Below are 23094 nucleotides of genomic sequence, written 5' to 3' on the forward strand. Positions count from 1 at the left end.
GTGGCGAGGGCCGACAGCCGGATCCGGCAGTTGTCCGGGCATCGGGTACGGACGGCACCGCGCTCACGGACCGCACCGCTCACGGACCGCACCGCTCACGGTCCGTACGGCGAGCACGAACACCAGGGAGCGAGGGATGCACACGACCACGGCCGGGGTACGGTTCCCCACCACGGAACCGCCCCCGACCGTGCCCTGGGCACGGTGGCTGCCGCTACCGGCACGGGCCGGAGTCGCCGCCGAGGCGCGCGCCTTCACCGCCGACTTCCTGGCCGGGGTACCGGACCCGTTCGTGGTCGCCGACGCCGTCCTGCTGGTCTCCGAACTCGTCGGCAACGCCCTCCGCCACGCCGGGGAACCCGGCGCCCTGGTGCTGGTCAGAGGCCCCGGACGGGTGCGGATCGAGGTCAGTGACGCCAGCCCGAGGCCCCCGTTGCCCGCGCCCCCGCACGGCCCCGACGAAGGCGGTGGCCTCGGCCTGTACCTGCTCGACCGGCTGGCCCTGTGCTGGGGCTGGCGACCGCTGGGGCCCGGCAAGACCGTCTGGTGCGAGCTGCGACTACCGGAGGGCTGAGCCCCCGGTGTCCGCAGGCCCCTGGCGGGTAGATACACCACAGGGCGGCCGGTGACCGGCCGACCGCTCCCGCACCCTCCCCGGGTGCCGCCCGCACGGGCAGGAGAAGCACGTGACCACCCCTCCCAGCAGAGTCCACCTCGCCGACCGGGAGGCGGCCGCACCGCCCCGCCCGCCGTCCGACCTCCCGTCCCGCCCCAGCGCCGCGGAGCTGCGGGTGATGGGCAAGGCGGAGGCACGCGAACTCAGCGACGCGCTCTTCCAGCGCCTGGGCGGTCTGGTCCGCGAGACCCACGCCTACAGCTACGTGCGCGGCACGATCATCGAACTCAACATGCCCCTGGTCCGGTTCATCGCGGCCCGCTTCCGGCACCGCGCCGAGGACATGGAGGACATCCTCCAGGTCGGTACGATCGGCCTGATCAAGGCCGTCGACGGTTATGACCCGGGCCGCGGCGTCGAGTTCGTCACCTACGCCGTCCCCACCATCGCCGGGGAGGTCAAGCGCTTCTTCCGCGACACCTCCTGGCCCGTCCGGGTGCCCCGCAGCATGCAGGAACTGCACCTGACCGTCGCCCGCGGTTCGGACCGCCTGGAGCAGCGGCTCGGCCGCCTCCCGCACCCGGAGGAGATCGCCGAGGACCTCCACATCACCCTCGAACAGGTCACGGAGGGACTGGTCGCCGGCCAGGTCTACCGATCCGATTCCCTGGACGCACTGCGGGAGGGCGACACCGACGAGACCGGCAGCGCGATGCTGGACCGTCTCGGCCACTGCGACCCCGGCATCGAACTCGCCGAGTTCCGCACCGCCGTCCGTCCGCTGCTCGCCGAACTGCCGCCACGCGAGCAGACCGTCCTCAAACTGCGTTTCTGGGACGGCTGGACGCAGTCCCAGATCGCCCGGCGGGTCGGCGTCTCCCAGATGCAGGTCTCCCGCATGCTCGCCACCACCCTGTCCCGGCTGCGCCGGCAGCTGGAGGACCGGGAGGCACCCGGCTGGCGGGACCCTTCAGCGGAAGCGGAACCGGCCTGACGCCGCCGGACCCCGCGGCGCTGGACCCTGGCCACCGTCGACCGGCTCCGCAAGGATGCGCGCCTAGTTCGGTTCGGCGACGGCGTGACCGAGCCGCAGCCGCACGGCCAGCTGCGGCCCCTGCCGCTCCCGGCTTTGCTCGCGCGCCGAGCAGAGGTCGGCGATCGTGCGCAGCATCGCCTCGACGTCCGCGGGGGTGCCGAGCAGCTCCGCGGTGATCTCGCCCGGCAGTACGGTCCGGCCCTCCAGCGGCGTGAGGCTGTGCACGTCGAAGGCTTGCGAGGCGCTCACCGCAGGGCCCGGTACGGGGATCGCCGAAACGCCGTCGGGCCGCGACTCGGCCACCGTCCAGATGCCCTCCGGGGTGAGGGTGGGGGGCGAGTCCCACACGTTGCCGATCCGGGTGAGCCCGCGTCCGGTGTGGGTCGGGAAGACGCCTTCGAGCAGGTCGAGGACGGCCTCCGCGGCCTCGCGCGCGCCGTCGTCGAGGCGCACCAGCACGTGGCCGGCGGAAAGCGGCAAGCCCATCGGTTCCTCCGCCGATCGCTCCAACCCGTTCGAAGACCAGGTACGCACGGTGCGCCGGCCGCCGCATCCTCAGCCGTGCCGCGCGTCGTGGGCGGCAGAGGGCCGCCGCGCGGCTACGGGACGATGACGACCTTGCCCGCGACGGTGCGGGATTCGGCCAGTGCGAGCGCCGCGGCGGCGTCGTCGAGCGGGAACTCGGCGGCGACCTGTGCGGTGAGCACGCCGTCGGCCAGCAGCGTCAGCACCTGGGTGAGGTCCTCGCGCAGTCGGGCGCGGAAGGCGTCCGGGCGGCGGCGCTTGCCCGCCCAGAAGTTGTAGAAGTGCGCGGCCCTGCCGTTGGGCAGGATGTTCCACAGCGTCAGCCAGGCGAACAGCTTCAGCACCGGGAGCCGTGAGTTGCCGTCCTCGTCCTTCGTGGCGGCAGTGCCGTAGGACACCAGCACCCCGCGGCGGCGCAGAAGTCGCCACGACTCCTTCAGTCCGGCACCGCCGACGTGGTCGAACACCGCGTCCACGCCGTGCGGCGCGAGCTCCCGGATCCGCCGGTACACGTCCGGGTCGCGGTAGTCGACCGGGGTCGCGCCGAGCTCGCGCACCGTGTCGTGGTGCCGTGCCGACGCCGTGCCGATCACCGTGATCCCGGCGTGCCGGGCCAGCTGCACGAGCGTGGACCCGACGCCGCCGTTGGCGCCGAGCACCACGATCGTCCCGCCTTCGGGCACCGCGGCGATCCGGTGCAGCATCTGCCAGGCCGTGACCCCGTTGACCACCAGGGTCTCGGCGGCGGCGGCCGTCACGCCGTCGGGCACGGCCACCAGGTCCGCGGCGTCGAGCAGCAGGAGGCTGGCCCACGCTCCGGTCTTGGTGACGGCGGCGAAGCGGCGCCCGATCAGCGCGGCGTCCACCCCCGGGCCGACGGTGACCACCGTGCCGACCACGTCGTACCCGGGCACGAAGGGGAAGGGCGGCTGGTCGTAGTACTTGCCGCGGCGCATCTGCTGCTCGGCGAAGGACACCCCGGTCGCGTCCATCCGCAGCGCGACCTGGCCCGCGGCGGGGAGCGGGAGCTCGCGGGTGCGGAGCTGCAGGCCGCTGACGTCGACGGCGCCCGGCAGGACGACCTCGGTGGCGTGGGTGACGGCGGTTCCGTTCATGACGTACTCCGTTTCGGACGGCTGCTGTTACGGCTGTAAAGTTACAGCTGTAACTCTATGGCGCGCAAGAGCCTTGTACCCGTAAGTTCTCGGATGTAAGTTCACGGCATGGACGACGAGCCGACCACAACACCGACCCGCCCCCGCAACCGCCGTGGAGAAGGCGCCAGGCTGCGCGAGGAGATCGTGACCGCAGCGGTGGAACTGCTGGACGAGACCGGCAACGACGGTGCCATCACGCTGCGGTCCGTTGCCCGCCGCGTCGGGATCGCCGCGCCCTCGATCTACCGCCACTTCCCGGATCAACCGGCCATCATGCTGGCCGTGGTGAAGCAGGCGCTCGACCAACTGGAGGCACAGCTGCGCGCCGCCGTGGACGCCGCCGGCGAGGACCCCCGGCGGCGCCTGTTCGCCCTCTGCCACGCCTACCTGGGGTTCGCCCAGGACCATCCCGAGCGCTACCGCACCATGTTCGGCGGCCTCTGGATGCCCGCACTGCAGGGCACCTCCGTGACGGCCGACGACATGGAGACCCTCGGCGACGCGTGTCTGGGCCTGATCTCCGAGGCGCTGGACGACTGCGTCACCACCGGCCGGGCCGTCAGCTCCGACGTGTCCGCGGACGCCGTCGCACTGTGGCTGGGCCTGCACGGGCTGGCGCACCAGCGGGCCGTGACGGTCGCCTTCCCGTGGCCGCCGGACATCGCCGACCGCATCATCACCGCGCTGGCGCACCTCACGGCCGAATGAGCCGGGCCGGGTGCGACCACGTCTCCCACCCGCCGCCGTCCACGCCGCCGCTCAGCCCCGGGGACGACGGAAGCGCGGGCCCGATCCGCTCGGACCCGCGCTTCAGATCGACCCGATCAGCCGTGCGTGACGCACTTGTTGGCGCTGTTGGACCACAGGCCCTGGAGGTCGAAGGTGCCGGTGCTCAGGGTGACGTAGGCGTCGAGGTTCTCGCACTCGTCGCCGATCTCGCCGCCGCCGCCGTTCCAGCCGATGCTGGGCCAGAAGTCGGTGACGGTCTCGGCGTACTCGTGGGTCTCGGTGGACTCGATGCCGGAGAGCAGGCGGCCGTCGGTGAAGGTGGTGCAGGCGCCGGCGCCGTTGTCGGGGATGTACGGCAGGTTGGTGTAGGCCAGGGTGCCGTAGGAGCTGCTGGTCTTGTCGTGCCAGGCGCAGAAGCCCGAGTTGGGGAAGCCGTCCGGGTGGGTGCCGGTGGCGGAGACGACCACGTACTGGGCGTTGAGGTTGGGCGCCTGGGTGGTGTTGCCGAAGTGGGCGGCGGCCTTGCCGGCCTCGGCGGCGATCTGGGTGGCGGTCGCGCTGGCGGGCGCGGCGGCGGAGTTGTCGAACCAGACTCCGGCCAGCGGGGAGGAGGCCGGGTGCTGGACGTGGACGCCCTTGGTGCCGCAGGTGGTGGTGCCCCTGGCGACGCCCTCGCAGTACTGGTTGAGGATGGTGCCCCAGGTGTCCTGGCTGCCGTAGAGGCCCTTGAACATGTTCTGCATGTCGGGGGCGACCCCGGCCGGGTCGGATGACCACTGCGAGCCCCAGAAGACCAGGTACACCTTCGGGGTGGGGGACACCACGCCCTGGGTGGCGCTGGAGCGCACCGACAGGGTGTTGTTGGTGGTCGCGGCCGACCGCTGGGCGGTGCCGGGGTGGAGCGGCTTGAGCCCGTAGTGGGCTGGGGCCGGGGCGGGTTGCGCCGAGGCTCCGGTGGCCAGCGTGGTGGTGCCGAAAGCGGCCAGGGCCAGCGCGGTGAGGGTGTGGGCGGCGGCCTTGAACGGCTTGCGCATGCGTCTGCTCCCGAGTGTGAGGGTGTGGGAGGTTTGTCCGTGCATTGTTTGAGCGCCGACACCTCACCAGCTCGGCCGCCGGCCGGTCCAGACGTCGGACACGGCGGGGGGAAGGCTTTGCCGTGGTCATACCAAGTCCTTGTCAGGGGACTTGGGGACTCAGGGACTCGGGGAGCCGCGGGAGTCGGGCCGGCCCGACGGATGGCACTACGATGCGCAGCGGCACGTTCCGACCTATCCACGGGGGTTTTGATGACAGGTCAGTGGCAGGAGCTGGGCACGCCCGGCGGGATCGAGGCGTATGTGCACCGCCCGGCGGGCGAGGCGTGCGGCACGGTGGTGGTCTGCTCCGAGCTGTACGGGGTCAACGCGTACCTCCGGGGCGTCTGCGCCGAGTTGGCGGGCCTCGGTTACGTGGCGGTGGCGCCGGACTTCTACTGGCGCAACGCCCGCCGCACCGAGCTCGGGTACAGCGCCGAGGAGCGCGAAGCGGGTCTGGTGCTGATGCGCGCCCTGGACCGCGACGAACTGGTCGCCGACGCCGCCGAGGCGCTGGCCGCGGCCCGGGGCATGGCCGACGGGCACGGGGTGGCGTTCCTCGGGACGAGCATGGGCGGGCACATCGCCGTGCGCGCGGCCACCGAGCTGCGCTTCGAGCTGGCCGCGGTGTTCTACCCGGGCTGGCTGCTCAACTCCGGCTTCCCGCTGGTCGGTCCGGTGCCGCCGCTGGAGACGGCCGAGCGGATCGCCGCCAACGGCGTGCACCTGCTGGGCTTCTGCGGCGAGCTGGACCACATCCTCCCGCAGGAGGAGTGGCAGGAGGCCGAGCGGCGGTTGACCGAGGCGAAGGTCGAGCACGAGCTGATCACGTACCCGGGCGCCCGGCACGGCTTCGCGGCCGACCGCCCGGAGGACCACGACGCCGACGCGACGGCCGACGCCTGGCGGCGGGTGCACGAGGCGCTGGCGCGTCACCTGTAGGCCGGGGCCCGCGGAGCGGAGCAGCGGTGAAACGAACTGCTCCGCTCCATGGGCACGGGCGCGTGTGCGCGCTACGCTTCCCCGGCACTCGTTGACGGGGGATGGCGATGGACGAGCGGTACACCGAGCCCAAGTACGCCACCGCGCTCAGAGCCGGGCTGGAACTGGTCGGCTGGATCGGGCTGCCGATCGCGCTCTGGCCGCACTCGATCCTGCTGGCGATCGGTGTGGACGTCCTGCTGATCGGCGTCCCGGCCGTCCTGCAGACCCCGGGCGACAAGCCGGGCACGGTCGTCGCGGTGCCCGGCTGGGTCACCATCGTGATGGTGCTCGCCGAACTCGCCGGCGCCGTGACCGCCGCCTGGCTGCTGTTCCCGGCCTGGGCGACGGTGCTCGTCGGCCTGCTCGCGCTCACCTGCTGCGGCACCGAACTGCCGCGCTGGCGACGCCTCCTGACCGCCTGACGGGCGCGTTCGGCGTCAGGCCCGGTCCGGCGTCCGGAAGTCCGGGTAGCCCAGGATGAACAGCCGCTCCGAGGGGTTGAGGCGGTAGGGGACGGTCTTGCCGGTGTCCGTGAAGCCGAGCCTGCGGTAGAACGCCAGCGCCCGTCGGTTGCTCTCGTGCACGCCCAGCGTCAACCAGCGGACGTCGGTGTGCTCCCGGGCGTGGCGGATGCACTCGCGCATCAGCTCGGCGGCGGGGCCGGCAGGGCCGCGGTACTCGGGGGAGACGTAGACCGAGTGGACGTGGACGTGGTCGGGGACGTCCAGGAGCGGCTCGACTCCGGCGGTCCCGACCCAGGCCCCGGTCTCGTCGACGGCGACGAAGGTGGCGCGCTCCGCGGCGGTGGCCTCGGCGGCGGCCTGCTGCTGCCAGGCATCGTCGGGGAGGGCGAGGGAGTCGTCGTAGGTGGAGCTGAAGGCCATCGGCGAGTCGAGCAGCGCCTCCAGCCTGATCGAGCGCAGTTCCCGGTGCTCCGCGCCGGTCATTCGGCGTATCGCGTAGTACATGATCCGACTTTCGCACAGCCGGGGGCCTTGTCGCCGGGTCGGACCGGTGGCCGCTCGCGGTGACGGTGGTGACAGTTGTCATGTGGTTCCGGCCACAAAGATCACTGACCCGCGGTCAGGCGGATGCGAAAGACTGGACGCCTACCGAGCAGGGGGAGAGGCAAGGATGAAGGTATTGGTGGCCGGGGCCGGGATCGGCGGGCTCTGCCTCGCGCACGGGCTGCTGGGGGCCGGCGTCGACGTACGCGTCCTCGAACGGGAGGGCGACCCGCGCAGCCGCTACCAGGGCTTCCGGATCGCCCTGAACCAGCATGGCCTGGCCGCTCTGCGCGCCTGCCTGCCGGAGCGGCTGCACACGCTGCTGGAGGCCGTCACCGGGCGGATGGCGGGGGAGCGGCTGGTGCTCGACCAGCGGCTCCGGGAGCTCCGCAGGCTCGGGGCGGTGGACGAGGGGCTCGCCACCGACCGGCACGTGCTGCGCCAGCTGCTGCTGGCCGGGCTCGGTGACCGCGTCGAGTTCGGCAAGCCGGTGGTCGGCTACGAGGAGCGGGCGGACGGGACGGTCGAGGCGCACCTCGGTGACGGCGGCAGCGCCGTCGGCGACCTGCTGGTGGGCGCGGACGGGGTGGGCTCGGCGGTGCGCCGCCGGCTGCTGCCCGCGGCCGAGGTGGTCACCGTCCCCGGCAACGCCGTCCTCGGGCGCACCCCGCTCACCGAGCGGTTCGCCGCGCTGGTGCCGGGCTTCGGCACCGTCGTGCACGGCCCCGGCGTGAGCATGCTGCTCGGCCGGATGGAGTTCCGCCGGCTGCCGCGGCACGCGGCCGCCGAGCTCGCGCCCGACGTCCGGCTCCCCGACATCGGGAGCTACTTGCGCTGGGTGGTGATGCTCCCTGGTCCCGTCCCGGCCGAGCCGCAGGGCTGGGAGGCCATTCGCGGTGAACTGCTCGCCCTGCTGGACGGCTGGCACCCCGACCTCGTCGACCTGGTACGCGGCGCCGATGTCGTCAACAGCTCGCCCCTGACGGTCCGCTACGCCAAACCCGTACCGCACTGGGGCGGCACCCGTCGGGTCACCCTGCTCGGGGACGCGATCCACCCGATGCCGCCGAGCGGCGGCCAGGGAGCCAACACGGCCCTGCGTGACGCCGCGCTGCTCACCCGTTCGCTCACCGCCGTCCAGCGGGGCGAGGCCGAACTCCCGTCCGCCGTCGAGGAGTACGAGCGGCGGATGCTCGACTACGGCTTCGCCGCCGTCGCCGAGAGCCTGGAGCGCCTCCCGGACCTGACGCCGACGCGCTAGCGGACCCAGGGCGCGGCGGCCGCGGCGGACAACGGGCGGGCGCGATCTCCGGCCCGGTACTGGTCGGGATCCACCTCGGCGGCGATGATGACGCGAGTCCATCGACGTGTGACCCCCGCCCGCCCCGGGCCGGGCCGTAGGAGAGCCACCCCCGCGGCCGGGACCGGATCCACACCTTCGGAAGGCACCATGCTGAACCTGTCGGTCCTGCTCGAGGATTCCGCCCGCACGTACCCGAACCGCGAGGCCCTGGTCCTCGGTTCGACGCGGCTCACCTACGCCGAGGTCGACGCGGCCGCGAACCAGGTCGCCAACCTGCTGGTGGAACGGGGGATCCGGCCCGGCGACCGGGTGGCGCTGAGCTGTCCGAACGTGCCGCAGTTCCCGATCGTCTACTACGGCATCCTCAAGACCGGCGCGGTGGTCGTCCCGCTCAACATCCTGCTCAAGTCCCGGGAGGTGGCCTACCACCTGCGCGACGCCGAGGTAAGGGCCTACTTCTGCTACGAGGGGACGGCGGGCCTGGCCGTCGGCGAGGAGGGCTGGAAGGCGTGGAACGAGGTCGACACCTGCGAGGACTTCTTCCTGATCACCGCCGATCCGGCCGCGCCCTCGCCGATCAGGGGCGCCGAGACCCTGGGCACGGCACTCGCCGGGAAGCTCCCGGTCTTCGACCCGGTGGCCACCGAGGCGACCGACACCGCCGTGATCCTCTACACCTCGGGCACCACCGGCCAGCCCAAGGGCGCCGAACTCTCCCACGCCAACACGATGATGAACGTGATGGCGTGCAACCGGATGTTTCGCAGCGCACCGGCCACCGACAGCCACGTCCTGTGCCTGCCGCTGTTCCACACCTTCGGCGCCACCATCCAGATGCACACCGGCTTCTCGACAGCGGCCACCCTCCATCTGATGCCGCGCTTCGACGCGGAGCAGGTCGTGCGTCTGATGAGCACCGAGGAGATCACCTTCTTCGCCGGTGTCCCGACCATGTGGTGGGGCCTGCTGGGCGCCCTCACCGACGCCGTCGACGTGGACCGGATCGCCCGCAACCTGAGGATCGGGATCTCCGGCGGCGCCCCGCTGCCGGTGGAGATCATCAGCCGGGTCGAGGAGCGGCTCCACGTCCGGATCCTGGAGGGCTACGGCCTCTCCGAGACCTCGCCGGTGGTGACCTTCTCCGATCCGGACCGCGAGCCGCGCCCCGGCTCGGTCGGCGCCCCGGTCTGGGGCGTGGCGGTCAAGCTGATCAACACCGACTGGTCGGAGGTCACCGGCCCCGGCGCGGTCGGTGAACTCGCGGTCAAGGGCCACGGCGTGATGAAGGGCTACTACAACCGGCCCGAGGCCACCGCCGAGGCGATCAGGGACGGCTGGTTCCGCACCGGTGACCTGGCCCGGAGGGACGAGGACGGCTTCTACTACATCGTCGACCGGGTCAAGGACATGATCATCCGGGGCGGCTTCAACGTGTACCCGCGCGAGATCGAGGAGGTGCTGATGACCCACCCCGCGATCAGCCTGACCGCCGTCGTCGGCGTGCCCCAGGAGCGTTACGGCGAGGAGGTCAAGGCGTTCGTCATCCTGAAGCCCGGCGCCGAGGCCACCCCCGAGGAGCTGATCGCCTGGGGCCGGGAGCAGATGGCCGGTCACAAGTACCCGCGCATGGTGGAGATCGTCGAGCAGCTGCCGATGACGGCCACCGGCAAGATCCTCAAGCGTGAACTCAAGTGACGGGCCGTCTCCTGCCGGTGCGGTGTGCCTTCCGGAGGGGCTTGCCAATGTGATTTAGATTGCCCGGACATGAGCGAAAATGTCGGAATCAGCCGTCGATCGGTGCTCAAGGCGATCCCCGCAGCGGTCCTCATGGAGGCCTCGTGTGGAATCCTCGAGCACCGACGCGCGGTCGCGGCGACGGCGAGGACGAGAGCGCCGTTCCCGCAGCCCGTCGACGTACGGACCCCGCGAGCGGCACCCGGCCGGGCGTCCGAGGTGCTCGAGCAGACGCTCGACGTGCGCTTCACGGACCTCTCCGTCCCCGGCTACGGGCCGGTCACCACCCGCACCTACAACGGGGCGATCCCGGGGCCGACCCTGCGGCTGCGCGGCGGGGACACCCTGCGGCTGACCCAGGTCAACGGCCTACCGCCGAACCAGCCCTACGACGGCGACCACAACCGGCCGCACCACCCCAACAGCTTCAACCTGCACACTCACGGCCTGCACGTCTGCCCGTCCGGGGACGCCGACAACGTCCTGCGCGCCTTCGCGCCGCGCACGGCCGACGAGGTCGACGCCGGCGCCCCGGAGCCGCAGTACGTGACCACCATCGACATCCCGGCCGACCACCCGGCCGGCACCTACTGGTACCACCCGCACCTGCACGGGGCCACCGCCGTGCAGGTCGTCGGAGGGATGGCCGGGGTCCTGATCGTCGAGGGCGACGTCGACGAGGTGCCCGAGATCAAGGCGGCCGCCGACCTCGTCGTCTGCGTCAACGAGCTCAGACTCAAGGACGGCAAGGTCCCCGACTTCACCTCGGGCAACGCGCTGGCCGCCGTTGCGGCCACCCTCATCGTCAACGGCGAGGTCAACCCCACCATCGCCCTGCGCCCCGGCGAGGTGCAGCGCTGGCGGCTGGTGGCCGCGACCGCGTTCACCGCGCTGGGGCTGCGGCTCACCGGCGACGGGAAGTCCCTCACCTTCCACCAGATCGCGCGGGACGGCGTGACCTTCCCCGCCGTGGTCGCCGCCGACACGGTGGGCCTGGCCATGGGCAACCGCGCCGACGTCCTGGTCCGGGGCGGCGAACCCGGCACCTACGAGCTGCGGGCCGACGGGGTGTCGAAGCCGCTGCTGACGGTCGAGGTGGCGGGGGAGCCCGTCGAACCGCCGATGGAGCTGCCGACCGCGCTGCCGCCCGGCAAGCCCTTCCTCGCCGAGGACGACCTCACCGACCCGGACGCCGACCGCGAGGTGGTCTTCCACGTCGACCAGGGCGTCTTCGACGCGCCGTTCCCCAACGCCTACCGCGTCCTGGGCAGCAACCCGACTCCCGCGGCCGACCCCGACGGCGACTCGACCCGGGACCCGGCGTACGGCCGGTTCGACCCCGGCCACATCAACCACACCCTGCCGCTCGGCACCGTCGAACGCTGGACCGTCCGCACCAACGAGACCAGGTCGACCTCCAACCACCCCTTCCACCTGCACACCAATCACGTCCTGGTCACCCACCGCAACGGCGAACGGCTCGACCCTCCGGTCTGGCAGGACACCATCGGACTGGCCGGCGGCAAGCCCGGCGACGAGGTCACCTTCCTGGTCAAGTACGAGGACTTCACCGGCCGTACGGTGGCCCACTGCCACCAGCTGCAGCACGAGGACCTCGGCATGATGCAGACCGTCGAGTACGTCGCGCCCCGGCTGCCCGGACGGTAGGGCCTCAGCCCCCGAGCTCGGCCAGCAACTCCCGGCCCGACCACGGCCGCGCGCCGCCCGGACCGGCCCGCTCGGCCTCGCGGACCAGCGCGACCAGCCGGGCGTTGGCCGGGGCCGACAGGCCGTGCCGCCCGGCCAGCGCGATCACCTCGCCCTGGAGCGAGTCGATCTCGGTCGGGCGGCCGCGCTGCAGGTCCTCCCACATGGACGAGCGGGCCCGGGCGTCGATCCGCAGGCTGGCGGCGGCCAGCCGGCGGAACAGCGCGTCGGGCAGCCCGAGCACCCGGGGCGTCCAGTGCGGCGGTACCGGGCCGAGCCGGGCGGGCGCGATGCCCGCCGCCCGGAAGGCGGCCAGCGCCTCCCGCTGGCACCGGGCCAGGCAGGAGCGGTACGCCCGGGCGCCGAGCTGCTCGCGCAGCGGCAGTCCGGACAGCGCGTTCACCGCGTTGTTGAGGTTCATCAGCAGCTTCGCGGCCTGCACCGCGGGCATGTCCGGGCGCAGCGTCAGGTTGAGCCCGCCGGCCCGGGCCGCCGCCGCGAACGGGCGGGCCGCCGGGGCGTCCTCGACCATCAGCGCACCGCCGCTGCCCTGGTGGACGGCGGCCGGTCCGCTGCGCAGCACGTTGTACGGGACCATCCCGGCGAGCACCCGGTGGCCCGGCAGCTCCGCCCGCAGCACCTCGGGGTTGTGCAGGCCGTTCTGGAAGCTGATCACCACCGCCCCGGGCGCCAGGTGTTCGGCCAGCTCGCGGGCGGCGGCCCGGGTGTCGGCGGACTTGACGGTCACCAGCACGTAGTCGGCCCCCTCGGCGCCGGCCGCGTCGGTGGCCGTGGTCGGTTCCCGTACGCGGCGGCGGGCTTCGCCGGGGCCGGTCAGCGTCAGTCCGTCCCGTTCGACGGCCGCCATCGCGGCCGGCCGGCCGATCAGGGTGACCTCGGCGACGGCGGCCAGCATGCCCCCGAGGTGGCAGCCGATGCTGCCGGCGCCGAAGACCGCGATCCGCGGTTCCTGGTTCATCCGTGGTGTCCCAGCGCCGACCCGGTCAGCCGACCAGGTCGGGGTCGCTCGCGCTGATCTGCTCGAACAGCGGCTGCGCCTGGAACCAGCCGGCCAGGTGGCTGCCGACCTGGCCGCGGGTGATCAGCGCGGTCTCCCGGTCGATGAGTTTCGGGGTGCCGGCCGCCATCGCGAGCAGCTGGGCCTGGCAGGAGCGCTCCATGGTGACGAACCACCAGACTGCCTCGGCGACCGTCTGGCCGACCGTCAGCAGCCCGTGGTTCTGCAGGATCACCGCCTTGTGGGCACCGAGCGCGGTCGCGATCCGCTTGCCCTCGTCGACCTCGTTCACCACGCCGCGGTAGTCGCTGTACAGCCCGTGGTCCTCGAAGAAGGCGCAGGCGTCCTGGGTCAGCGGGTCCAGCGGGATGCCGAGACTGGAGAAGGCCTTCCCGTGCAGCGAGTGGGCGTGGGCGGCCGCGATCGCGTCCGGGCGGGCCGCGTGCACCTGGGAGTGGATCACGAACGCGGCCCGGTTCACCGGCCGGTTGCCGTGCAGCAGGGTTCCCTCGTGGTCGACCAGGATCAGGTCCGAGGCCTTGATCATGCTGAACGGCATGCCGAAGGGGTTCACCCAGAAGCGGTCGGGGTGCTCGGGGTCGCGCACGGTGATGTGCCCGGCCACCCCCTCGGAGAAGCCGAACCGGCCGAACAGCCGGAACCCGGCGGCGAGTTGTTCCTTGCGGTAGCGGCGTTCCTGCTCGACCGAATCGAAGCCGGGCGGCAGCGGCAGGGTGACGCCGGCCGGCAGCGGTCCGACGGCGGCGGCGAGCGAGGCGGGCAGCGGAGTGCCGGCCCCCGAGGGTGTGGGGATGCTCATGGCCCCAGAAGATACAGTGGTGTATCCGATACGCCAATGCATCCGATTGGCCTTCTTTCGAGTGAACCGGGACGCCTCCGATGCCCAAGGGTGAGACCAAGCGACGCCCGCGCACCCGCGCGGCCCTGCTCCAGGCAGCACTGGAGACCTTCGCCGAGTACGGGTTCCGCGCCGCCTCCATCGAGCAGATCTGTGAGCGGGCCGGCTACACCCGTGGCGCGTTCTACTCCAACTTCAGCAGCAAGGAGGAGCTCTTCCTCGCGCTGTTCGACGCCCACAGCGAGCGGGTCGTCCGGCGGATGACCGAACTGGTCGACTCGATCGCCACCGAGGACCTCACCGTGCAGGCGCTGGTCGACGTGCTCTGCGAGATCGAACCGGCCGAACGCGACTGGTACCTGGTCACCACCGAGTTCACCCTGCACGCCATCCGCGACCGGCAGGCCGCCTGGGTGCTCGCCCGGCACGACGCCCGGCTGCGCGACCAACTCGCCCGCGCCCTCACCGACCACCTGGCCCGGGTGGGCCGCACCCTCACCGTGGACGCCGACGAACTCGCCCGCCTGCTGATCGCGATCCGCGAGGGCGGCTTGGCCCAGAGCTACGTCGAGCCGGACCAGTTGCCTCCCGGCAGGCTCGAACAGCGCTTCCTGGAACCGCTGTTGACGGCGCTCACCACGGAGTCCCGGACGCCCTGACGAGTCGGCTCGGCCGGGTCGGTCCGGCCGGTGGGCGACATGGTGATCGCTATGGGCGGGCCCCTACTTGACCGAGAAGGCCTCTGCGGAAGGGGGTCGGCGCCGGCCGGCCCCGGTGTCAGGGAACCTGAATGCTGTGTGAAGCTGTGTAATTCAGTTCAGTAACAAGCATGTTCGGACAACTGCCTGTCCCGTAGTGTGCATGCTTAACCATTGAGTGAGCAGAAGTGAACTGGTAGGGTCCTGCGCCGCACACCACCCCGCCCTTCCCCGAATGGTGGCATGCCCATGCTCATTGTCAGGCGCTTACGCCCACCCCGCCCCCGAGCCATCCTGGTCGCCGTGGTCGCCATGCTGTGCGGCCTGCTCGGCACCGCCCCCGTCGTCCACGCCGCGACACCCCTGAGCGGCGCGCTCTCGACCGCCCACCGGACCGTCACCTGGCAGTCCCCGACCTATCCGAGTGGCTCGGTCCCCGATCCCCAGCACTGCCCGAGCGCCGCCGCCGACCCACAGGGCAAGGTCTGCGACCGCTTCAACCTCACCGTCGACGTCCCCGCCGGGTACTGGAAGGACAACCCCGACGGCGGCGTCCCGGTCTCCATCAGCTGGCCCGACCCGGCCATGGAGTTCGACCTCTACGTCTACGACAACACCGGTCGGAAGGTCGCCGAGGACTCCTCGGGCGCCGACCCCGCCACCGCCGTGATCCCCGACGCCTCCGGGACCTACCAGGTCCTGGTCGTGCCCTACAACGTCACCAACTCCTCCTACGCGGCCACCGCCCTGCTGACCCAGCCCACCACGGTCGGCGACGCCACCGGCATCGCCCGCGACGGCGACGGCTACCTGATCCAGGCCGGCACCGCCAAGGCCCGGGTCGACTTCACCACCGAGGACGCCTTCCGCCTGCAGTTCGCCCCGGACGGCACCTTCACCGCCCCGCCCGTCGGAGAGATGATCGCGACCGCCCCGCCCGTGCTGAAGACCGTCCGGCAGAGCGACGAGGGCGACTACTGGGCGATCAGCTCCGAGCACCTGACGCTGCGCGCCTACAAGCACCCGCTGCGCTTCGCGCTCTACGCCGAGGGTGACAGCAAGCCCGTCTGGCAGGAGACCCGCGGCCTGACCTGGACCCAGGACGCGACGGCTCAGACCCTGGCCCGCGGACCGCAGGAGCAGTTCTACGGCGCCGGCGAGCAGAACGGCTCGTTCTCGCACCGCGGCCGGACCGTCCACGCCGCCAACGACTACAACTGGAACGAGGGCGGCTTCAACAACTCCCAGCCCTTCTACCTCTCCTCGGCCGGCTACGGCGTCTTCCGGCACACCTACGCCCCCGGCACCTACACCTTCGGCGACCCGGTCACCACCGCCGAGCGCGAACGCCGCTTCGACGGCTACTACTTCTACGGCCCGGACCTGAAGAAGGTCATCAGCGCCTACACCGACCTGGTCGGCAAGCCCTTCATGCCGCCGGTCTACGGCCTGGAACCGGGCGACTCCGACTGCTACCTGCACAACGCCAACCGCGGCGAGCGGCACACCCTGGACGCCCTCAAGGTCGCCGACGGCTACACCGCCAACCAGGACCCGCTGGGCTGGATGCTGGTCAACGACGGCTACGGCTGCGGCTACGAGAACCTCCAGCAGGCCGGCCAGGGGCTGCGCGACCAGCACGCCCAGCTGGGCCTGTGGACCTCGACCGGCCTGCCCAACCAGAACGAGGAGGTCAAGGCCGGGGTCCGGGTGCGCAAACTGGACGTCGCCTGGGTCGGTCCCGGCTACAAGTTCGCCCTCGACGGCTGCCAGAAGGCGTACGACGGCATCCGGCAGAACAGCGACGCCCGCGGCTTCGTCTGGCTGCCGGTCTCCTGGGCCGGCGCCCAGCGCTGCGGCGTGCTGTGGAGCGGCGACCAGAAGGGCACGTACGACTACGTCCGCTGGCAGATCCCCACCTATGCCGGGGCCACCATGTCCGGCATCGCGTACGACACCGGGGACGTCGGCGGCATCTTCGGCAGCGACCCCAAGGTGGAGACCCGGGACCTGGAGTGGAAGACCTTCATCCCGACCATCATGACCATGGACGGCTGGGCCGCCACCGACAAGCAGCCCTGGCGCGCCGGCGAACCGTACACCTCGATCAACCGGCGCTACCTGCAGCTGAAGGAGCGGCTGCTGCCCTACCTGTACACGCTCGCCGCCCAGGCCCACCAGAGCGGCGTCGGCGCGGTGCGGCCGTTGGTCCTGGAGTACCCGGACGACCCCAGCACCTGGGGTGACGCGGCCAAGTACGAGTTCCTGAGCGGCAAGGACTTCCTGGTCGCCCCGGTCTACGACGACTCCGCCACCCGCAACGGCATCTACCTGCCCGAGGGCACCTGGGTGGACTACTGGACGGGCAGGACCTACCAGGGTCCGACCACGCTCAACGGCTACCAGGCGCCGCTGGACACCCTGCCGCTGTTCGTCCGGGCCGGTGCCGTCGTGCCGATGTGGCCCCAGGGCACGCTCTCCTGGCAGACCCGCGACACCACCCGGCTCGACTACGACATCTACGCCCAGGGCTCGTCCTCCTACACCCTGTACGAGGACGACGGCACCACCCGCGGCCATGAGCAGGGCGCGTCCGCCACCCAGGACGTCACGGTCCGTTCGGTGGGCCGGGGCCACGGCACGACCACCGTCGAGGTCGGGCCGAGCGTCGGCGACTACACCGGCAAACCGGCCGCCCGCGCCTACGAGTTCACCGTGCACACCGGCGCCGGGCCCGGCGCGGTGCTGCTCGACCACCGGCCGCTGGACGGCTTCGGCTCCCAGGCGGAGCTGGACACGGCCGGCTCGGGCTGGTGGTACGACGCGGCTGCCGGCGTGGTGCACGTGAAGACGCCGCAGCAGTCCACCGGCAGCGCCTTCTCGCTGCAGTTGGCCGGCGCCGGCCCCATCGCCGGCTGAGACCGCCCCCTCACACGGGGACGGGGCCTGCGCCCCCGTCCCCGTTCGCCCGACCACCCCTGGAGGAGCACGTGTTCCCTCGCCCACCCCGGCGCACCCCCCGAAGACTCGCCGTCGCGCTGACGGCGGCGCTCGCCCTGCTGGCCCCCGCCGCCCTGCCCGCCGCGGCCGCGCCGTCGGCCGACCCCGCCGGCGCGGCCTACACCGTCACCGTCGGGACGCCCGTCCCGTACACCCACCCGACCGACACCCCGGCCGTCCCGTACCTCGACAAGGACGGCGGCTTCTGGTTCCAGCAGTCCGCCGCGCTCTACGGCAAGACCGACCCGCGCTACTGGGACTTCTTCACCGGCACCGACTTCGACACCGCCACCCGGTCCGCCGCCGTGAGCGACGCCGTCAGCCCGGCCGATCCCACCGACCGGAACAACGACACCACCGCCCGCTGCGACAACAGCCCCACCGGGCGCGAGGCGACCTCCGCCGGGGCCGGCAGCGGGTACGCGCAGAAGAACTACTGCGACCTGTCCGGCGTCTGGGTCGACCCGGACACCGGCGACTGGTACGGGCTGGTGCACAACGAGTTCACCCCGCAGCCCTTCGGCGACGGGCTCCACTACGACGCCATCGACTACGCGGTCTCCACCGACCAGGGCCGGACCTGGACGATCAAGGACCACGCCATCACCTCGCCGTACAGCACCCGGCGCGGCGACAACGGCCAGTTCCCCAACGAGACGTACTACTACGGCGACGGCGACCAGCGGCTGCTGACCGACACCGCCTCCGGGTACTTCTACGTGTTCTACGGCTCCCGGGTCGTCGACAAGAGCAGCGGCTGGAAGGCCTTCTACTCGCACGTGGCCCGTGCACCGATCTCGGCGAAGATGGCGCCCGGCTCCTGGCAGAAGTGGTACGACGGCTCCTGGTCCGAGCCCGGCGCCGGCGGACGGGAGAGCAACCTGGTGCCGGTCGACTCCAGCGACAGCACCGGCTACACCCCGGCCGCGGACGAGTACGACCCGGCCAACCCGGGGACGTCGGCCCAGCAGATCGCGGCCGGGACGATGCCGCCGACCTCGCCGCTGTTCGTCATGGACGTGACCTACGACGCCGACCTCGGGCTGTACATCGGCGAGCCGCAGGCCGTCGACCAGAGCGGCAACGCGCCCCAGCAGTACTACGCCACCGCGGACCTCGCCACCCAGAAGTGGTTCCCGCTCGGCGACACCGGCGGCTACCACACCGCCTCCTGGTACCGCTGGTTCCTCGACGGCGCCAACCGGACCAGCTCCGCGATCGTCGGCCGGACCTTCCGCAGCTACTGCGCGTTCGGCTGCTCCGGCGGCTCCTCCGGCGAGTACGTGAACGTCACCATCGACCCCGCCACGCCCGTGACGCCCCCCGTCGACGTGAGCCGGGCCTACCGGATCGCCAACGGCGACGGCCGGGTGCTCGCCCAGGTCCAGGGCGGCTCGGACACCACCTCCGTCCCGGCGGCGACCGGATCCGCGCTGGAGTCCTGGACCTTCGCGGCGAACGGCGACGGCTCCTACCGGATCGCCAACACCGCTACCGGACAGCTGCTCGGCGTCAACTCCTCGGCGCGGAACGGACGTTCCTGGGGTGCCCGGCCCACCGTCGGCGCCGCCGCGGCGGGCGGCCCGAGCGTCGGCCAGCAGTGGTTCCTCATCCCCGGCAAGGCGGCCGACGGCACCGCGACCGGCGAGCTGCGGATCGTCAACCGCTACAGCGGGCTCGTGCTCGGCCTCTCCGCGACCACCGGCAGGCTCACCGAGACCACCCCGAACCGGAGTTGGACCGACACCAGCGGCAGCGCCGTCGGCGGCGGGCGCACCGCCGCCGAGCAGACCCTGACGCTCACGGCCACCGGAGCGGCTCCGCTCGACGGCACCCGCACGGTGACGGCCGCGGGCCAGGCCCTGGACGACCCGGGCCACTCCACCAGCCAGGGCACCCAGCTGATCACCTGGCGGCCGAACGGCGGACCGAACCAGAACTGGGTCTTCACCCGGCAGGCGGACGGCAGTTACCAGATCGCCAACGGCGAGTCGAAGCTCTGCCTGGACGTCAGCGGCGGTTCGACCACGGTCGGCGCGAAGGTGATCCAGTGGGCCTGCACCGGCGGCGCCAACCAGCGGTGGACCGCCACCCAGGTGCCGGGCGGCTACACGCTCGCCTCGCGGAAGAGCGGCCTGCTGCTGACCACGGCCTCGACCGGTGACGGCGCGCTGGTCACCCAACAGCCCGACACCGGCTCGGCGCTCCAGCACTGGGCGATCGGCTGATGCACCGGGCGCGGGGCCGTGGAACCGTTTGCGCGGGCCCCGCGCCCTCGGGATGCCTCGTGTGATCGGTGACCGACGACATCCCGCCCCCCCGGGCGGTCCCGCACCACCCCCACGGGTGCGGGGCCGCCCGACCCCTCCTGGTCCACGGAGAGGTGACCCACGCATGACCACCGCCGCCCCCGGGCGGACAGCACCGCAGGACGCGGCCCCCGACGGGCCCGGCCCAGACCGACCGCGCCTTCCCGCGCGGCAGCGCCCGTACGGTCGTGCCGGCCGACCGGACCAAGATCGGCCGGGTCACCTTCGCCTCGATCTGCCCGCTCACCGCTGTCCACGACCTGGTGACGGACTCCGGGATCTCCGACGAGCAGGAGCAGGCCATCACCGACACCGGCGTGCGGGTGCTCAAAGCCTGAGCGGCCGCCTCACCGCCCCGCTCCGGCCGGGGAAGGGGGTGCGGACAACTCCTCCGGGCCCGAACGGCCATGGGCGCGCGCAAAGTTGTCTGGTCAAGTTCGACCGGCGTTCTTCCGCCGGACAGCGCCGACCGGTACTTATGTCCCGCTCATGGTGAACAGCCATGGCACTCACCCTCACCACAGGACGAGGTACCCCCCATGCGACTGCGCTGGAGCCCCCTCGGCGGGCTGCTCGCCACCCTTCCCCTCCTCGGCGGGCTGGTCGTCGCCGCCCCCACCGCCGCCAGTGCGGCGGGCGGCAGCGGCAACCTGATCGTCAACGGCGACGCGGAGGCCGGCGGTTACTGCACCAACGACTGGAGCGCCGCCAGCACCGTCCCCGGCTGGACGGTCCAGGCCGGCGGCATCAACGTGATGTGCCACTCGGTGGGCTCGTTCGGCCTGCCGAACGACGGCAAGACCCCCGGCAAGGCCTTCTTCGGCCCGGGCAACTTCGGCGACGGCGCGATGTCGCAGACCGTCGACGTCTCCTCGGCGGCCACCGCGATCGACGGCGGCGGGGTGCACTACAACCTCGCGGGCTGGCTGGGCGGCTGGACCACCTACGGCGGCTACGTCGCGGTCAGCCTGCACTTCCAGGACGCGGGCGGCGCCCCGCTCGGCACGACCGCCAAGCTGCCCACCGTCTCCGCCACCGACCGGGGCCTGAGCACCAAGTTCCTCTCCCGCGGTGCCACCGGATCCGTCCCGGCCGGGACCCGGTCGATCCAGGTCGAGGTGCAGTTCCTGTCCACCTCGAGCGAGACCGGCTACCTGGACAACCTCTCGCTCACCCTCGACACCCCGGTCACCGCGCCCGCGTCGCTGACCCCGCCCGTGTCCGCCGTGCCGGGCTACGACCACGTGTTCACGGTCATGATGGAGAACACCGACTACTCCCAGATCATGAACGACCCGACGGACACGCCGTACATCCACAGCCTGATGTCCCAGGGCGCCACCCTCACCGACTCCCACGGCGTCTACCACCCGAGCGACGAGAACTACCTCGCCGTCGCCGGCGGCGACACCTACACCAAGGGCGCCACCTACTGGCCCAACATCAACTCCCCGCAGCGCCACCTCGGTGACACCATCGAGGACGCCGGCAAGACCTGGAAGGCCTACGAGCAGGGCATGGGCACGCCCTGCAACACCAACAAGAACTACGACAGCTACTACATGCCCGACGACGCTCCGTTCATCAACTACACCGACGTCAGCGGCAATCCGGCCCGCTGCGCGGCGCACCTGTTCGACACCTCGCAGCTGACCGCCGACCTGCAGTCGGCGGCCACCACGCCGAACTTCTCCTGGATCGCCGCCGACGACTACTACGACGGCGAGGCCTCCGGCAACGGCAGCGCCACCAGCCTGAAGACCCAGGACGGCTGGCTGCAGCAGACCCTCGCCCCGGTGCTGTCCTCCCCGGCCTGGACCCAGCAGCGCTCGCTGCTCATCCTGACCTGGGACGAGAGCCAGAGCGAGGGCTACAACCACCTCGCCACCGTCCTGGTCGGCTCGCAGGGAACCGTCCCGGCCGGCACCAGCAGCCCGCTGCACTACGACCACTACGGCATCGGCCGCACCATCGAGTCCGCCCTCGGCCTGCCCGGGCTGACCGGCAACGACACCTACGCCACGCCGCTGAACGCCGCCTTCGCCCCCTCCACGGCCACCGGCCCGACGCTGACCGGCGACCTCAACGCGGTGGCCAACGGCGGCAACGTCACCCTGCAGTACGCCCTGCCGACCACCGCCCAGGCCGGCCCGAAGAACTGGGTCGGCATCTACCCGGCGGGCGTCACCCCCGGCTCCCGTGCCGCTCTGACCTGGTCCTACACGCCGAACCAGAGCGGTGCCGTCACCTTCTCCACCGGCAAGCTGAACGGCGCGGGCGGCTACGACGCGTACTACCTGGCCAACGACGGCTACTCGGTGCTGGCCGGGCCGTTCCGGCTGACCGTCGGCTGACGAGGCCGCCGCGGCGAATGACCGACGGCCCGGTGCGGTGGGGTCCGAGCGGACCCACGGCACCGGGCCGTCGTGCGCGAACTCCTCAGCGCTCGGCGGCGGCCCGGCGCTGGAGGTCGGCGATCCGGACCAGGTTCCGCTTGGACCGGGCGAACTCCTCGGGGCCGATGCCGTCGGCGTACTCGGTTGACCAGATCTCGGGTCGGGCGCACACCGAGCTGAGGGGGGTAGGTTTCCGATCATGGAACGTCAGATACGCGCCCCCCGACCGCTGCACGCCCTGCTCGACCGCCTCGGCGCGGACGCCCCGGCCTCGGAGCGCCCGCGCAAGGCGGTGGCCGGCGGGCTGGTGGTGGTGGCGGCGCTGCTGTTCGGGTGGATCCTGGTGCTCGGATCGACCACCCGCGGGCAGGCCGAGGTCAGGAACTGGTCCACCGTGTGGATCGGGATGGACCTGCTCCAGTGCACCGGCCTGATCGCCACCGCGCTGCTCCTGCTCCGCCGCTCGCGCCTGGTCGCCCTGACCGGCGCCGCCACCGCCACGCTGCTGCTGCTCGACGCCTGGTTCGACGTGATGACGGCGGAGGGCGGCAGCGCCTGGTACGTGTCGCTGGCCATGGCCCTGCTGGTCGAACTGCCCGCGGCCCTGGCGATGGCGGTCCTCGCCAGGCGCGGCATGGAGTGGTGACGGCTCCCGCCGGCCCGAGGCCCGCCTCAGCCCGCTCTGACGGCCCTGGGCCCCAGCGGCCCTCGTCCCCTGGCCACGGCGTGCGAAGCAGCCGGGTGCCGGACGGCCATGAGTCGGGGCACCGGTGCCCTCGGACTCCAGACGCGTGCGGCAGACGAACTCCTCGCCGAGGCCCAGGTCCCGGCGCAGCCCGTCGGCGGTGGGCCGGGCCGGCGGCTTGACCGCCCAGGTGCCGAAGCCCGGCGGCTTCGCCCCGGCCGGATGACCGTGGAACGTCCGCCACACCAGGCCCTCCAC

The 23094-nt window shown here is 72.2% G+C and carries 21 protein-coding genes and 2 pseudogenes; 15 read left to right on the forward strand and 8 right to left on the reverse strand.

Annotated features, from left to right (window positions below; translation table 11 throughout):
* Positions 1-136: 136 nt before the first annotated feature.
* Entirely contained in the window at positions 137-574 is a 438-nt protein-coding gene (locus ACFVWU_RS27350) for an ATP-binding protein (protein WP_387625811.1), read from the forward strand.
* 112 nt (positions 575-686) lie between these two features.
* The gene (locus ACFVWU_RS27355) at positions 687-1610 is read left to right on the forward strand and encodes a SigB/SigF/SigG family RNA polymerase sigma factor (RefSeq protein WP_387625813.1); all 924 of its coding nucleotides are present in this window, start codon (positions 687-689) and stop codon (positions 1608-1610) included.
* A gap of 63 nt (positions 1611-1673) precedes the next feature.
* Here ACFVWU_RS27355 and ACFVWU_RS27360 read toward each other — a convergent pair whose 3' ends face one another.
* On the reverse strand, positions 1674-2138 hold the full coding sequence (locus ACFVWU_RS27360) for a hypothetical protein (protein WP_387625815.1): 465 nt from the start codon (positions 2136-2138) through the stop codon (positions 1674-1676).
* A gap of 113 nt (positions 2139-2251) precedes the next feature.
* Positions 2252-2839 carry a zinc-binding dehydrogenase gene (locus ACFVWU_RS27365; protein WP_387625862.1) on the reverse strand — a complete coding sequence of 196 codons (588 nt, stop codon included), beginning with the start codon at positions 2837-2839 and terminating at the stop codon, positions 2252-2254.
* On the opposite strand from ACFVWU_RS27365, the pseudogene ACFVWU_RS27370 reads away from it, so the two are divergent.
* Positions 2805-2876: pseudogene (locus tag ACFVWU_RS27370) on the forward strand (hypothetical protein); the annotation flags it as partial. The gene ACFVWU_RS27365 and the pseudogene ACFVWU_RS27370 sit on opposite strands and share 35 nt — an antisense overlap.
* 77 nt (positions 2877-2953) lie before the next feature.
* Here the strand turns inward: ACFVWU_RS27370 and ACFVWU_RS27375 are convergent.
* Positions 2954-3292: pseudogene (locus tag ACFVWU_RS27375) on the reverse strand (alcohol dehydrogenase catalytic domain-containing protein); the annotation flags it as partial.
* Between the two features lie 108 nt (positions 3293-3400).
* On the opposite strand from ACFVWU_RS27375, the gene ACFVWU_RS27380 reads away from it, so the two are divergent.
* Positions 3401-4042: a TetR/AcrR family transcriptional regulator gene (locus ACFVWU_RS27380; RefSeq protein WP_387625817.1), complete on the forward strand. Its 642-nt coding sequence runs from the start codon at positions 3401-3403 to the stop codon at positions 4040-4042.
* A 116-nt stretch (positions 4043-4158) separates the two neighbouring features.
* Here the strand turns inward: ACFVWU_RS27380 and ACFVWU_RS27385 are convergent, their stop codons facing one another.
* A complete protein-coding gene (locus ACFVWU_RS27385) occupies positions 4159-5097 on the reverse strand; it encodes a hypothetical protein (protein WP_387625819.1) in 939 nt (312 codons plus the stop codon).
* Between the two features lie 252 nt (positions 5098-5349).
* Between ACFVWU_RS27385 and ACFVWU_RS27390 the strand changes: the two genes are divergently transcribed.
* A complete protein-coding gene (locus ACFVWU_RS27390; RefSeq protein WP_387625821.1) occupies positions 5350-6078 on the forward strand; it encodes a dienelactone hydrolase family protein in 729 nt (242 codons plus the stop codon).
* Between the two features lie 107 nt (positions 6079-6185).
* Entirely contained in the window at positions 6186-6542 is a 357-nt protein-coding gene (locus tag ACFVWU_RS27395; RefSeq protein WP_387625823.1) for a hypothetical protein, read from the forward strand.
* A gap of 15 nt (positions 6543-6557) precedes the next feature.
* Here the strand turns inward: ACFVWU_RS27395 and ACFVWU_RS27400 are convergent, their stop codons facing one another.
* Positions 6558-7088, reverse strand: coding sequence for a GNAT family N-acetyltransferase (locus tag ACFVWU_RS27400; protein ID WP_387625825.1), 531 nt, complete (start codon positions 7086-7088; stop codon positions 6558-6560).
* Between the two features lie 166 nt (positions 7089-7254).
* On the opposite strand from ACFVWU_RS27400, the gene ACFVWU_RS27405 reads away from it, so the two are divergent.
* The 3 genes from ACFVWU_RS27405 (at position 7255) to ACFVWU_RS27415 (ending at position 11832) form a co-directional block, all read left to right on the forward strand.
* Positions 7255-8388 (forward strand): FAD-dependent oxidoreductase, encoded by a 1134-nt coding sequence (locus ACFVWU_RS27405; RefSeq protein WP_387625827.1) that lies wholly within the window; start codon positions 7255-7257, stop codon positions 8386-8388.
* A gap of 189 nt (positions 8389-8577) precedes the next feature.
* Positions 8578-10125 (forward strand): long-chain fatty acid--CoA ligase, encoded by a 1548-nt coding sequence (locus tag ACFVWU_RS27410; protein WP_387625829.1) that lies wholly within the window; start codon positions 8578-8580, stop codon positions 10123-10125.
* A 258-nt stretch (positions 10126-10383) separates the two neighbouring features.
* On the forward strand, positions 10384-11832 hold the full coding sequence (locus tag ACFVWU_RS27415; RefSeq protein WP_387625831.1) for a multicopper oxidase family protein: 1449 nt from the start codon (positions 10384-10386) through the stop codon (positions 11830-11832).
* A gap of 4 nt (positions 11833-11836) precedes the next feature.
* On the opposite strand, the gene ACFVWU_RS27420 is transcribed toward ACFVWU_RS27415, so the two are convergent.
* Positions 11837-12850: a 2-dehydropantoate 2-reductase gene (locus ACFVWU_RS27420; RefSeq protein WP_387625833.1), complete on the reverse strand. Its 1014-nt coding sequence runs from the start codon at positions 12848-12850 to the stop codon at positions 11837-11839.
* Between the two features lie 25 nt (positions 12851-12875).
* Entirely contained in the window at positions 12876-13709 is an 834-nt protein-coding gene (locus ACFVWU_RS27425) for a class II aldolase/adducin family protein (RefSeq protein WP_387625835.1), read from the reverse strand.
* 80 nt (positions 13710-13789) lie between these two features.
* Here ACFVWU_RS27425 and ACFVWU_RS27430 point away from each other — a divergent pair, with 80 nt between their 5' ends.
* The 5 genes from ACFVWU_RS27430 (at position 13790) to ACFVWU_RS27450 (ending at position 22109) form a co-directional block, all read left to right on the forward strand.
* Positions 13790-14407, forward strand: coding sequence for a TetR/AcrR family transcriptional regulator (locus ACFVWU_RS27430; protein WP_387625837.1), 618 nt, complete (start codon positions 13790-13792; stop codon positions 14405-14407).
* Positions 14408-14758: 351 nt separating this feature from the next.
* The gene (locus ACFVWU_RS27435; RefSeq protein ID WP_387625864.1) at positions 14759-17365 is read left to right on the forward strand and encodes a TIM-barrel domain-containing protein; all 2607 of its coding nucleotides are present in this window, start codon (positions 14759-14761) and stop codon (positions 17363-17365) included.
* Between the two features lie 71 nt (positions 17366-17436).
* A complete protein-coding gene (locus tag ACFVWU_RS27440) occupies positions 17437-19674 on the forward strand; it encodes an RICIN domain-containing protein (protein WP_387625839.1) in 2238 nt (745 codons plus the stop codon).
* A gap of 269 nt (positions 19675-19943) precedes the next feature.
* Positions 19944-20093 carry a hypothetical protein gene (locus ACFVWU_RS27445; protein ID WP_387625841.1) on the forward strand — a complete coding sequence of 50 codons (150 nt, stop codon included), beginning with the start codon at positions 19944-19946 and terminating at the stop codon, positions 20091-20093.
* A 201-nt stretch (positions 20094-20294) separates the two neighbouring features.
* Positions 20295-22109, forward strand: coding sequence for an alkaline phosphatase family protein (locus tag ACFVWU_RS27450; RefSeq protein WP_387625843.1), 1815 nt, complete (start codon positions 20295-20297; stop codon positions 22107-22109).
* An 85-nt stretch (positions 22110-22194) separates the two neighbouring features.
* Here ACFVWU_RS27450 and ACFVWU_RS27455 read toward each other — a convergent pair whose 3' ends face one another.
* Entirely contained in the window at positions 22195-22323 is a 129-nt protein-coding gene (locus ACFVWU_RS27455) for a hypothetical protein (protein WP_387625845.1), read from the reverse strand.
* Positions 22324-22350: 27 nt separating this feature from the next.
* On the opposite strand from ACFVWU_RS27455, the gene ACFVWU_RS27460 reads away from it, so the two are divergent.
* A complete protein-coding gene (locus ACFVWU_RS27460) occupies positions 22351-22797 on the forward strand; it encodes a hypothetical protein (protein WP_387625846.1) in 447 nt (148 codons plus the stop codon).
* Positions 22798-23094: the final 297 nt, after the last annotated feature.

This window comes from Kitasatospora sp. NPDC058190 (assembly GCF_042883685.1).
GTDB lineage: Bacteria > Actinomycetota > Actinomycetes > Streptomycetales > Streptomycetaceae > Kitasatospora.

Excerpts from the sequence above, each read along its gene's own strand:
- ACFVWU_RS27350 (WP_387625811.1), top strand. The coding sequence starts at position 137 with ATGCACACGACCACGGCCGGGGTACGGTTCCCCACCACGGAACCGCCC.
- ACFVWU_RS27360 (WP_387625815.1), bottom strand. The coding sequence starts at position 2,138 with ATGGGCTTGCCGCTTTCCGCCGGCCACGTGCTGGTGCGCCTCGACGAC.
- ACFVWU_RS27380 (WP_387625817.1), top strand. The coding sequence starts at position 3,401 with ATGGACGACGAGCCGACCACAACACCGACCCGCCCCCGCAACCGCCGT.
- ACFVWU_RS27385 (WP_387625819.1), bottom strand. The coding sequence starts at position 5,097 with ATGCGCAAGCCGTTCAAGGCCGCCGCCCACACCCTCACCGCGCTGGCC.
- ACFVWU_RS27390 (WP_387625821.1), top strand. The coding sequence starts at position 5,350 with ATGACAGGTCAGTGGCAGGAGCTGGGCACGCCCGGCGGGATCGAGGCG.
- ACFVWU_RS27395 (WP_387625823.1), top strand. The coding sequence starts at position 6,186 with ATGGACGAGCGGTACACCGAGCCCAAGTACGCCACCGCGCTCAGAGCC.
- ACFVWU_RS27400 (WP_387625825.1), bottom strand. The coding sequence starts at position 7,088 with ATGTACTACGCGATACGCCGAATGACCGGCGCGGAGCACCGGGAACTG.
- ACFVWU_RS27405 (WP_387625827.1), top strand. The coding sequence starts at position 7,255 with ATGAAGGTATTGGTGGCCGGGGCCGGGATCGGCGGGCTCTGCCTCGCG.
- ACFVWU_RS27410 (WP_387625829.1), top strand. The coding sequence starts at position 8,578 with ATGCTGAACCTGTCGGTCCTGCTCGAGGATTCCGCCCGCACGTACCCG.
- ACFVWU_RS27420 (WP_387625833.1), bottom strand. The coding sequence starts at position 12,850 with ATGAACCAGGAACCGCGGATCGCGGTCTTCGGCGCCGGCAGCATCGGC.
- ACFVWU_RS27425 (WP_387625835.1), bottom strand. The coding sequence starts at position 13,709 with ATGAGCATCCCCACACCCTCGGGGGCCGGCACTCCGCTGCCCGCCTCG.
- ACFVWU_RS27430 (WP_387625837.1), top strand. The coding sequence starts at position 13,790 with ATGCCCAAGGGTGAGACCAAGCGACGCCCGCGCACCCGCGCGGCCCTG.
- ACFVWU_RS27435 (WP_387625864.1), top strand. The coding sequence starts at position 14,759 with ATGCTGTGCGGCCTGCTCGGCACCGCCCCCGTCGTCCACGCCGCGACA.
- ACFVWU_RS27450 (WP_387625843.1), top strand. The coding sequence starts at position 20,295 with ATGCGACTGCGCTGGAGCCCCCTCGGCGGGCTGCTCGCCACCCTTCCC.
- ACFVWU_RS27460 (WP_387625846.1), top strand. The coding sequence starts at position 22,351 with ATGGAACGTCAGATACGCGCCCCCCGACCGCTGCACGCCCTGCTCGAC.